Origin of the sequence: Pseudomonas protegens, assembly GCF_003732485.1 — a bacterium.
GTDB classification, from domain to species: domain Bacteria; phylum Pseudomonadota; class Gammaproteobacteria; order Pseudomonadales; family Pseudomonadaceae; genus Aquipseudomonas; species Aquipseudomonas protegens_B.
Map to the genome: position 1 here is coordinate 162,157 of NZ_MOAK01000043.1, position 9,953 is coordinate 172,109.

At 57.1% G+C, this 9,953-nt stretch carries 13 protein-coding genes; 4 read left to right on the forward strand and 9 right to left on the reverse strand.

Annotation, left to right across the window (positions count from 1 at the left end; translation table 11 throughout):
- Both BLX41_RS34975 and BLX41_RS10205 read left to right on the forward strand, forming a co-directional pair.
- Positions 1-230, forward strand: a 230-nt coding sequence (locus BLX41_RS34975) for a phosphoheptose isomerase family protein (RefSeq protein WP_473241677.1), incomplete at its 5' end; no start/stop codon positions are given.
- Positions 227-805 carry a BON domain-containing protein gene (locus tag BLX41_RS10205; RefSeq protein ID WP_123724775.1) on the forward strand — a complete coding sequence of 193 codons (579 nt, stop codon included), beginning with the start codon at positions 227-229 and terminating at the stop codon, positions 803-805. The genes BLX41_RS34975 and BLX41_RS10205, both read left to right, overlap by 4 nt.
- Before the next feature lie 53 nt (positions 806-858).
- Here the strand turns inward: BLX41_RS10205 and BLX41_RS10210 are convergent, their stop codons facing one another.
- The 7 genes from BLX41_RS10210 to rplM all read right to left on the reverse strand — a co-directional run bounded on the left by BLX41_RS10210 (position 859) and on the right by rplM (position 5,731).
- Positions 859-1,272, reverse strand: a complete 414-nt coding sequence (locus BLX41_RS10210; RefSeq protein ID WP_123724776.1) for a ClpXP protease specificity-enhancing factor — start codon at positions 1,270-1,272, stop codon at positions 859-861.
- 16 nt (positions 1,273-1,288) lie between these two features.
- Positions 1,289-1,906, reverse strand: a complete 618-nt coding sequence (locus BLX41_RS10215) for a glutathione S-transferase N-terminal domain-containing protein (RefSeq protein WP_102860311.1) — start codon at positions 1,904-1,906, stop codon at positions 1,289-1,291.
- 152 nt (positions 1,907-2,058) lie between these two features.
- Complete coding sequence (locus BLX41_RS10220) at positions 2,059-2,838, reverse strand: cytochrome c1 (RefSeq protein WP_123724777.1); 780 nt, start codon at positions 2,836-2,838, stop codon at positions 2,059-2,061.
- Entirely contained in the window at positions 2,838-4,049 is a 1,212-nt protein-coding gene (locus tag BLX41_RS10225; protein ID WP_123724778.1) for a cytochrome b, read from the reverse strand. The genes BLX41_RS10220 and BLX41_RS10225 overlap by 1 nt, the downstream gene beginning before the upstream one ends.
- On the reverse strand, positions 4,049-4,642 hold the full coding sequence (petA, locus tag BLX41_RS10230; RefSeq protein WP_011063329.1) for a ubiquinol-cytochrome c reductase iron-sulfur subunit: 594 nt from the start codon (positions 4,640-4,642) through the stop codon (positions 4,049-4,051). Before petA ends, BLX41_RS10225 begins: the two co-directional genes overlap by 1 nt.
- A 253-nt stretch (positions 4,643-4,895) precedes the next feature.
- Positions 4,896-5,288 (reverse strand): 30S ribosomal protein S9, encoded by a 393-nt coding sequence (gene rpsI, locus BLX41_RS10235; protein ID WP_003228056.1) that lies wholly within the window; start codon positions 5,286-5,288, stop codon positions 4,896-4,898.
- A gap of 14 nt (positions 5,289-5,302) precedes the next feature.
- Entirely contained in the window at positions 5,303-5,731 is a 429-nt protein-coding gene (gene rplM, locus BLX41_RS10240) for a 50S ribosomal protein L13 (RefSeq protein ID WP_007928449.1), read from the reverse strand.
- 247 nt (positions 5,732-5,978) lie between these two features.
- On the opposite strand from rplM, the gene BLX41_RS10245 reads away from it, so the two are divergent.
- Positions 5,979-7,019 carry an NADP(H)-dependent aldo-keto reductase gene (locus tag BLX41_RS10245; protein WP_123724779.1) on the forward strand — a complete coding sequence of 347 codons (1,041 nt, stop codon included), beginning with the start codon at positions 5,979-5,981 and terminating at the stop codon, positions 7,017-7,019.
- 79 nt (positions 7,020-7,098) lie between these two features.
- Here the strand turns inward: BLX41_RS10245 and BLX41_RS10250 are convergent, their stop codons facing one another.
- On the reverse strand, positions 7,099-8,235 hold the full coding sequence (locus BLX41_RS10250) for an acyl-CoA dehydrogenase family protein (protein WP_123724780.1): 1,137 nt from the start codon (positions 8,233-8,235) through the stop codon (positions 7,099-7,101).
- A gap of 244 nt (positions 8,236-8,479) precedes the next feature.
- On the opposite strand from BLX41_RS10250, the gene BLX41_RS10255 reads away from it, so the two are divergent.
- On the forward strand, positions 8,480-9,379 hold the full coding sequence (locus BLX41_RS10255) for a GlxA family transcriptional regulator (RefSeq protein ID WP_185073497.1): 900 nt from the start codon (positions 8,480-8,482) through the stop codon (positions 9,377-9,379).
- A 41-nt stretch (positions 9,380-9,420) separates the two neighbouring features.
- On the opposite strand, the gene zapE is transcribed toward BLX41_RS10255, so the two are convergent.
- The coding region (zapE, locus tag BLX41_RS34980; protein ID WP_259744650.1) for a cell division protein ZapE at positions 9,421-9,953 on the reverse strand (533 nt) is incomplete at its 5' end.

Here is a 9,953-nt window from a genome sequence, read left to right on the forward strand (position 1 = left end):
GTAACTCGGCGAACATTATTCAAGCCATCCAGGCCGCACATGATCGCGAAATGATTGTCGTAGCATTGACCGGTCGCGACGGCGGAGGCATGGCCTCGCTGCTACTGCCTGAAGATGTGGAAATTCGCGTACCGGCCACCGTCACTGCACGTATTCAAGAAGTCCACCTGCTGGCGATCCATTGCCTTTGCGACTTGATCGACAGCCAATTGTTCGGGAGTGAAGAATGACCCTTAATCGCCTTGGCCTTCTGGCCTTGACCTTGTGCCTCGGCATCACTGGTTGCAGCTCGGTGATTACCGCCACCCGCGACAAACCAATTGATGACGATCGCGGCACCCGCACCTTCGGCAGCAAGATCGACGATTCATTGATCGAAACCAAAGTCGCCGTGAACGTTGCCAAGGCCAACCCGGACCTGGAAAACAACTCGCACATCGTCGTCACCAGCTTCAACGGCATCGTCCTGCTAGCCGGCCAGACACCTCGCCCCGACCTCAAGGCCATGGCCGAACAGGCCGCCAGCGAGGTGCAGCGAGTCAAGAAGGTACATAACGAACTACAGGTGCTGCCGCCATCCGGATTCCTGGCACGACAGAACGATGGCTGGCTGACCACCAAGATCAAGACCCAGATGCTCACCGACGCCAGCATTCCCGCTTCACGGATCAAGGTGGTGACCGAGAACGGCATCGTCTATTTGCTGGGCTTGCTGACCCAACAGGAAGCCGCCCAAGCCACCAGCCTGGTACAGGGCGTCTCCGGCGTACAGAAAATCGTCAAGCTGTTTGAATACATCGACTGACACAGCACAGCAGTAGATACAAAAAAGGCGATCCATCCGGATCGCCTTTTTTATTACTTCACCACTTTCAGGCTCGGCCGGCCGCTAGGCCGCGGCGGCTCGCTGTCCGGTGGAGGCAGGTCGTCATCCGGCTCGATATCGTCCTCCTCATCAAGAGGCGACTCCAGATCAAAGACCATGCCCTGCCCATTCTCCCGCGCATAAATCCCAAGGATCGCAGCAACCGGCACGTGCAGACTGTGAGGTACGCCGCCGAAGCGCCCCTCGAAAGTTACTGCATCGTTATCCATGTGCAGATGGCGCACGGCACTGGGAGAAATATTCAGGACAATTTGCCCATCACTGGCGAAACCCTGGGGCACCTGCACAGCTGGGTAATCGGAATTGACCAGCATGTGGGGGGTACAATCGTTGTCCACAATCCACTCATAGAGCGCGCGGACCAGATAAGGTCGACTGGAGTTCATAGCGGCTCCTTAAGCCTCAGCGCATATCACGTTCGACGCCAGACAAACTAGCCTGGAAAGCCTCACGCGCAAATTGGCGATCCATATAATCAAGCAGCGGCTTGGCCTGCCGCGGCAGTTCGATACCCAAAATTGGCAATCTCCAGAGTATGGGCAGTAGGCAGCAGTCCACCAGGCTTTGTTCCTCACTGAGGAAAAATGGCTTATCGGCGAACAACGGAGAAACCCCCGTCAGGCTTTCACGTAATTCCTTACGCGCCTGCACCCGTACCGCCTCCTTGGTCCGCGAATCCAGAATCAGGTCCACCTGCCCACACCAATCACGCTGGATGCGATGTATAAGCAAGCGGCTGTTGGCACGTGCAACAGGGTAAACCGGCAGCAATGGAGGATGAGGGTAACGCTCATCCAGGTATTCCATCACCACTGTCGACTCCCACAACGCCAGATCCCGATCGACCAGCGTTGGCAAGCTCCCATAAGGGTTCACTTCGATCAGTTTCGGCGGCTGACGTCCCGCCTCCACACTGATGATCTCGGCGCTGACACCCTTCTCCGCAAGCACAATGCGCACCCGGTGGGAATAGTGGTCGGCGGGGTCGGAGTAACAGGCCAACCGATTGGTCACGCCCATGGCGATCCTCCTCGCTTGTTGAAATTATCGGAAGCAGAAAAAACAAGCGCGCCCTCAGGGCGCCTCTGGTAACCCCCGAATGATACAGGGTTGTTACAGCTTCAGAGACGCCCTTGGGCGCGCATGTTCAACAACTGATGCTTAAAACGCTATCAATGCACATCCTTCCAGTATTCGCGCTTGAGCAGATAGGCGAATACGAAGAAGAAGGCCAGATACAAGAGTACGTAAGTACCGATGCGCTGGTGCTGCAGCTTGACCGGGTTGGCCGAGTAGGCCAGGAAGGTCACCAGATTCTTGACCTTCTCATCGAACTGCGCCTCATTGAGGGTGCCGGTGTTTTCCTTGATGGTCAGCTGATCGCAAGCCTCATGAGTCAGAGGAGTACCGGTCAGCGGATCGTATTGCTTCTTACCGTCTTCGACGATCTGAACCTGTTTGCAGCCAACCACCTGACGGCCTTGCAGACCCACCAGGACGTTAGGCATACCCACATTCGGGAAAACCTTGTTGTTCACACCCCAAGGGCGAGCCGGATCCTCATAGAAGGATTTCAGATAACCATAGAGCCAGTCGGTACCACGAACGCGAGCCACCAGGGTCAGGTCAGGTGGCGCAGCACCGAACCAAGTCTTGGCATCCGCCGGCTGCATGCCGATGTTCATGTGATCACCGATCTTCGCGCCGGTGAAAACCAGCTTGCTCAACATCAGGTCATGAGGAATGCCCAGGTCATCCGCAACTCGCTCATAACGCTGGAACTTGGCGCTGTGGCAGCCCATGCAGTAGTTGGCGAAAGTACGCGCACCGTCTTGCAGGGCAGCCTTGTCGGACAGGTCAATATCAACCTTCTCCAACTCAGGACCCGCGGTATTCGCGAAAGACAACACAGGCATAGCAGCAAGAATCAGTACAGCAAATAGCTTTTTCATCAGCCAGTCACCCTTTCCGGAACCGGTTTGGTCTTCTCGAGCCTGGTATAGAACGGCATCAGAATGAAGTAGGCGAAGTACAGGAAGGTACACACCTGCGACAACAGCGTACGGCCCGGAGTTGGCGCCAACACACCCAACACACCCAGGATCACGAACGAGACGCAGAACACCAGCAGCCAGATCTTGCTCAGCCAGCCTTTGTAGCGCATGGACTTGACCGGACTACGGTCGAGCCAAGGCAGCACGAACAGGACCGCAATTGCAGCACCCATGGCGATAACACCCAAGAGCTTGTCTGGCACCGCACGCAGAATCGCGTAGAACGGAGTGAAGTACCAAACAGGAGCAATATGCTCAGGCGTCTTGAACGGGTTGGCCGGTTCGAAGTTCGGTTTCTCGAGGAAATAACCGCCCATCTCCGGGAAGAAAAATACGATCGAGCAGAAGACGAACAGGAACACCACCACGCCGACAATATCTTTCACGGTGTAGTAAGGGTGGAAAGGAATGCCATCCAGCGGGATGCCGTTCTCATCCTTGTTCTTCTTGATATCGACGCCGTCCGGGTTGTTCGAACCCACTTCGTGCAACGCCAGGATGTGCAGCACCACCAGACCGAGGATAACAATCGGCAGGGCCACCACGTGCAAGGCGAAGAAGCGGTTCAGGGTGATACCGGAAATCAGGTAGTCACCACGGATCCACTGAGTCAGGTCATCACCAATGACCGGGATCGCACCGAACAGCGAAATGATCACCTGGGCACCCCAGTAGGACATCTGCCCCCAGGGCAGCAGGTAGCCCATGAACGCTTCGGCCATCAGCGCCAGGTAGATCAACATGCCGAACAGCCACACCAGCTCACGAGGCTTCTGGTAGGAACCGTAGAGCAAGCCACGGAACATGTGCAGATAGACCACAATGAAGAACGCCGAAGCGCCAGTGGAGTGCAGCAGACGCAGGATCGCGCCGTACTCGACGTCGCGCATGATGTATTCAACGGAAGCAAAGGCCTCTTCCGCCGAAGGGGTGTAGCTCATGGTCAGCCAGACACCGGTAACGATCTGGTTGACCAGAACCAGTAGCGCCAGGGAGCCAAAGAAATAGAAGAAGTTGAAGTTCTTCGGAGCGTAATACTTGCTGAGATGGTCTTCCCACATCTTGGTCGCGGGGAAGCGCGCATCAACCCAATCCATGAACTTGCTCATCACGCTTTCTCCGTGTCGACGCCAATGACAATGATGTCATCCGACTCATAGGAATGCGGGGGTACTGGCAGGTTCAAAGGCGCAGGTTGCGACTTGTAGACGCGACCAGCCAGATCGTAGTGGGAGCCGTGGCAAGGGCAGAAATAGCCACCTACCCAGTCCTTGCCCAGATCCGCGGGCGCCACTTCAGGACGGAAGGTCGGAGAACAGCCCAGGTGGGTGCAAATACCGATCAGCAGCAGAATCTCTGGCTTGATCGAGCGCACTTCCGGGTCGACGTAGGTTGGTTGTACCGAGTTCTTGGAGTCAGGGTCAGACAACTGGCCCTCGATCTTTTTAAGATTCCCCAGGATTTCCTCAGTCCGGCGGACGATGAATACCGGCTGACCACGCCATTCAGCAATCATCTGCTGACCTGGGTCGATCTTGCTGATATTCACCTTCACCGGTGCACCTGCGGCTTTCGCCTTGGCACTGGGAAACCATGACCCCACGAACGGGACCGCAGCCCCCACCGCTCCAGCAGCACCCACCACGGATGTGGCTGCTACTAGGAAGCGACGCCGGCCTGCATTCACGCCGTCATTGCTCATTCAGTCCTCTCCCATCAGCTTTGTGGCCTGTTAAATCAGGCATCTACTAAGTAAAAATCTGAACTTATAAAAATTTTGCCGAATGGTAATGAAAAGCCCCTATTCTGACAAGGTAATTACCAAGCCGACCCAGCCCGAAGCCTTGTAGTATAGGGCCTCCGTGGATGTGGCAAGTTGTCACAGCGCAAATTCTAGACAATAAAAAACGCCCAGCTCCGCGAGGAGACTGGGCGTTTTTGAACGCAGTAGCGAATTAACGCTTGGAGTATTGCGGACGCTTACGCGCTTTACGCAGACCCACTTTCTTACGCTCAACTTCACGTGCGTCACGGGTTACGAAACCAGCTTTACGCAGAGCGCTGCGCAGAGTTTCGTCGTAATCCATCAGAGCGCGAGTGATACCGTGGCGGATTGCGCCAGCTTGACCACTTACACCGCCGCCGATAACGGTGACGTAGATATCGAACTTCTCAACAGTCTCGGTCAGCTCCAGCGGCTGACGAACTACCATGCGGGCAGTTTCGCGGCCGAAGAAGTTATCCAGGGAGCGGTTGTTGATCGAGATGTTGCCAGTGCCCGGACGCAGGAAAACGCGTGCGGTTGCAGTCTTGCGACGGCCAGTGCCGTAATTTTGAGTCGCCGACATAATGAACTATTCCGTTAAATCTTCAGTTCTTGGGGCTGCTGAGCAGTATGAGGGTGAGCAGCGCCCGCATAGACTTTCAGCTTACGGTACATGTCGCGACCCAGCGGGTTCTTAGGCAGCATGCCTTTTACCGCGGTCTCGATCACGCGCTCAGGGGCTTTAGCGATCAGCTTTTCGAAGTTGATCGACTTGATGCCGCCCGGGAAACCGGAGTGGGAGTAGTACATTTTGTCAGTGGTTTTAGCGCCAGTAACACGTACCTGCTCAGCATTGATCACGACGATGTAGTCGCCGGTGTCAACGTGAGGAGTGTACTCAGGCTTGTGCTTGCCACGCAGACGGCTCGCGATTTCGGTGGCCAGACGACCCAGGGTCTGACCTGCAGCGTCGACGACGAACCAGTCGCGCTTTACTGTTTCCGGTTTAGCAGTAAAAGTTTTCATTCTTTATAGCCTCAGGGGCCGCCCAGCAAAATAGACGGCGGATCTTACTGAATAGTGCGTACTTTGACAAGGTCAAAGGCAGCCGGACACAGACGCTATCGGGGGCTCGGGTCAGCGCGTCTGAAATACGGCAAGATTCTTCGGCAGGCGGCGCATCACTTCCACTGCAGAAAGAGCTGCCGAATTATGCAGATTGCGAAAAAAATTTCAACCTGCTTTTATGATTGTTTTGCCAAGGGAGTACTCGATGGACTACCGCCAGCTAGGCCGAACCGATCTGAATGTGAGTGCGATTTGCCTGGGTACCATGACCTGGGGCGAGCAGAACACCGAAGCTGAAGCCTTCGCTCAGATCGAGCGGGCCAAGAACGCCGGAATCAACTTCATCGACACCGCCGAGATGTATCCGGTGCCGCCCAAGGCCGAAACCTACGCCACCACCGAGCGCTACATCGGCAACTGGTTCAAGCAACGTGGCGACCGCGCCGACTGGATCCTGGCCAGCAAGATCGCCGGCCCGGGCAACACCATCGACTACATTCGCGACAAACAGCTCAAACACAACCGCAAACATATAGTCGAAGCCGTGGACGCCAGCCTCAAGCGCCTGCAAACCGACTGGATCGACCTCTACCAACTGCACTGGCCCGAGCGCAGCACCAACTTTTTCGGCCAGCTGGGCTACAAGCACCAGGCCGACGAAGTCTTCACCCCGCTGGAAGAAACCCTCGAAGCCCTGGACGAGCAGGTCAAGGCCGGCAAGATCCGCCATATCGGCCTGTCCAATGAAACACCCTGGGGGACCATGAAGTTCCTCGCCCTGGCCGAAAGCCGCGGCTGGCCAAGGGCCGTTTCGATCCAGAACCCCTATAACCTGCTCAACCGCAGCTTTGAAGTGGGCCTGGCAGAAATCGCCATTCGCGAACAGTGCGGCCTGCTGGCCTACTCGCCCCTGGCGTTCGGTTTTCTGTCCGGCAAGTACGAAGGCGGTGCCCGCCCAGCCAAGGCACGACTGAGCCTCTATAGCCGCTTCAGCCGCTACTTCAATCCACAGTCGGAAGCGGCCTGCAGCCGCTACGTGGCCCTGGCCCGCGAGCACGGCCTGGATCCGGCACAGATGGCCCTGGCCTTCGTCACCCAGCAGCCGTTCGTGACCAGCAACATCATCGGCGCCACGACCCTGGAACAACTGGACAGCAATATCGCCAGCGCCGAGCTGAAGCTGTCGGAAGAAGTGCTGGCCGGAATCGAAGCTATCCATAAGGACCACCCCAACCCCGCACCATAACGCCCCCGCAGGAGCTGGCTTGCCAGCGAATGAACATAACGCGCAATGCGCTTCGTTCGATTCGCCGGCAAGCCGGCTTCTACAATGAACGAGCGATGATTTCCTTCATGATCTCGTTGGTCCCCGCGTAGATACGCTGCACCCTGGCATCCGCCCAGGCCCGGGCGACCGGATACTCCCACATGAAACCGTAGCCGCCGTGCAACTGCACGCATTCATCGAGCACCTTGCACTGCAGGTCAGTCCCCCAGTACTTGGCCATGGCGGCAGTCGGTACATCGAGCTTGCCTTGCAGATGCAGCTCCAGGCAGCGATCGACAAAGACCCGGCCGATCTGTATTTCCGTAGCCATTTCCGCCAGCTTGAAGCGGCTGTTCTGGAAATCGGCAATTGCCTTGCCAAATGCCTTGCGTTCACGGGTGTACTCCAGGGTCCATTGCAGAGCGGCCTCGGCGCTGGCCAGCCCGCCAATTGCCACGGTCAGGCGCTCCTGAGGCAGCTCCTGCATCAGATAGGCGAACCCCATCCCAGCCTGCCCCAAGAGATTCTCCCTGGGCACACGCACATCCTGGAAGAACAGCTCCGAAGTGTCCTGGGCCTTCATCCCGACCTTCTCCAGTCGCTTGCCCTTGGAGAAGCCCAAAGTGCTGGCCTCTACCAGAAACAGGCTGGTGCCCTTGGCTCCCGCCTTGGGATCGGTCTTAGCCACCACAATCACCAGGTCGGCCAGAAAACCATTGGTGATAAATGTCTTGGAACCATTGATCACATAGTCGTCACCATCAAGCACCGCCGTGGTCTTCACCCCTTGCAGGTCGGAACCCGCCCCCGGCTCGGTCATGGCGATGGCGGTGACCATCTCCCCCGACACCAGCCTGGGCAGATACTTCAATTTCAGCGCTTCACTGCCGTAATGCAGGATATAGGGAGCGACAATGTCCGAATGCAGGGAGAAACCAATGCCGGTCAACCCCAAGCGACCGATCTCCTCGATCACCACCGCGCTGTAGAGAAAGTCTGCACCCAGGCCGCCGTACTGCTCCGGGATATGCGAACACAGCATCCCCGCTTCCCCTGCCTTGCTCCACAACTGACGGTCGATATAGCCCTGCTTTTCCCAATCGCCATGGAAGGGCACCGCTTCCTTCTCGAGAAAGCTACGCACACTGTCACGGAAGAGTTCGTGCTCGGAACTGAACAAGGTTCTGGGAATCATGCAGCCACCTGTGGTTGTAGTTGATCGGGATTGGCTGGCAGAGCCTAAGCCCCAGGCACCTGCACGGGACACTGGACACATCCGACAAAAAATAAGACGATCCAGCCGTCTGGTGACCACTTTCCCCTATAAGAACAATTGAATTATGTCTAACCAAACCTCCACGCCCTTGCGGCGCGTCAGCATCCTGGCTATCGACCGGGTTTTCGCTTCCACCCTCATGCAGGCCAAGGATTTTTTTCATCTGGCCAGCCTGCGTTACGGCAAACAACTGGGCCAAGGCCTGACTCCGGCGTTCGAAACTCGCCTGGTCAGCCCCGACGGTCAGCCGGTCTGCAGCTTCAGCAATGTGATCATGCCGGTGGACGGCCCGCTGGAAGATGCCGATGTGATCATTCTCCCAGCGTTCTGGGATGACTTCGACACTCTGTGCCAGCGTTACCCGCAGATACTGCCCTGGCTGCGCACCCAGCACGCTCGCGGTGCGGTGCTCTGCGGCGAGGCCACCGGGGTTTTCTGGCTGGCTGAAGCCGGATTGCTCGACGGCAAGGAAGCCACCACCTACTGGCGCTTCTTCAGCACCTTCAACGAGCGCTTCCCCAAGGTCCAGCTCAATCAGGACAAGCACCTGACGGACGCTGACAACCTCTACTGCGCCGGCGGCACCACCTCGGCCTGCGACCTGTACATTTACCTGATCGAACGTTTCTGCGGCGCCAACGTCGCCCAGGCGGTAGCTCGGGACATCCTCTACGAAGTGCAACGCAGCTACGCTCCAGGGCGCATCGGCTTCGGCGGCCAGAAACTGCATCAGGATGTGATCATCCTGCAGATCCAGCACTGGCTCGAAGAGCACTTCGCCGACAAGTTCCGCTTCGAAGACGTGGCCCGCGAGCACGGCATGAGCATTCGCAACTTCATGCGCCGCTTTCAGACGGCTACCGGCGACAAGCCCCTGCACTACCTGCAGCGTCTACGTATCGAAACAGCCAAGGGCCTGCTCTCCGGAACCCGCAAGAGCATCAAGACCATCAGCTATGAAGTCGGCTACGACGACGCCAGCTTCTTCGCCCGCCTGTTCCGCCAGCACACCGAACTCTCGCCCAATCAATACCGCCAACAGTTCCAGCAACAGGCGGCATAAAAAAAGGGCCTGCAATGCAGGCCCTTTTCGTTGGCTCGAGATTATGGCTTGTGTGCCCGCGACAGAAACTCGTGGGACTGCATCTCCAGCAACCGGCTGAGGGTGCGCTGGAACTCGAACGTCAGGCGCCCTCCGGTATAGAGATCCTTGAGTTCGACCTCGGCGGAGATGATCAGCTTGACGTTACGGTCATAGAACTCGTCGACCATGTTGATGAAACGCCGAGCGATATCGTCCGTGGTGACACTCATCTGCTCCACGCCGCTGAGCAGCACCGCATGGAAGATCTTGCCCAGTTCGATGTAGTCATTCTGGCTGCGAGGGCCATCGCACAGTTCACGGAAGTCGAACCAGGCCACGTCATCACAGGTACGCAGTGCACGAATTTCTCGGTTCTCGATGATCAACACATCGTTTTCCACTGCCTGAGTGCACTCTGGCGTCAGCGCACGGAAGCTCTTGCGCAAGCTTTCATGGGCAGCTTCGTCCAGTGGATAGTGAAACAGCTCCGCCTGCTCCAGATGCCGCAGACGGTAGTCGACGCCACTGTCGACGTTGACGATCTCGGTGTTCT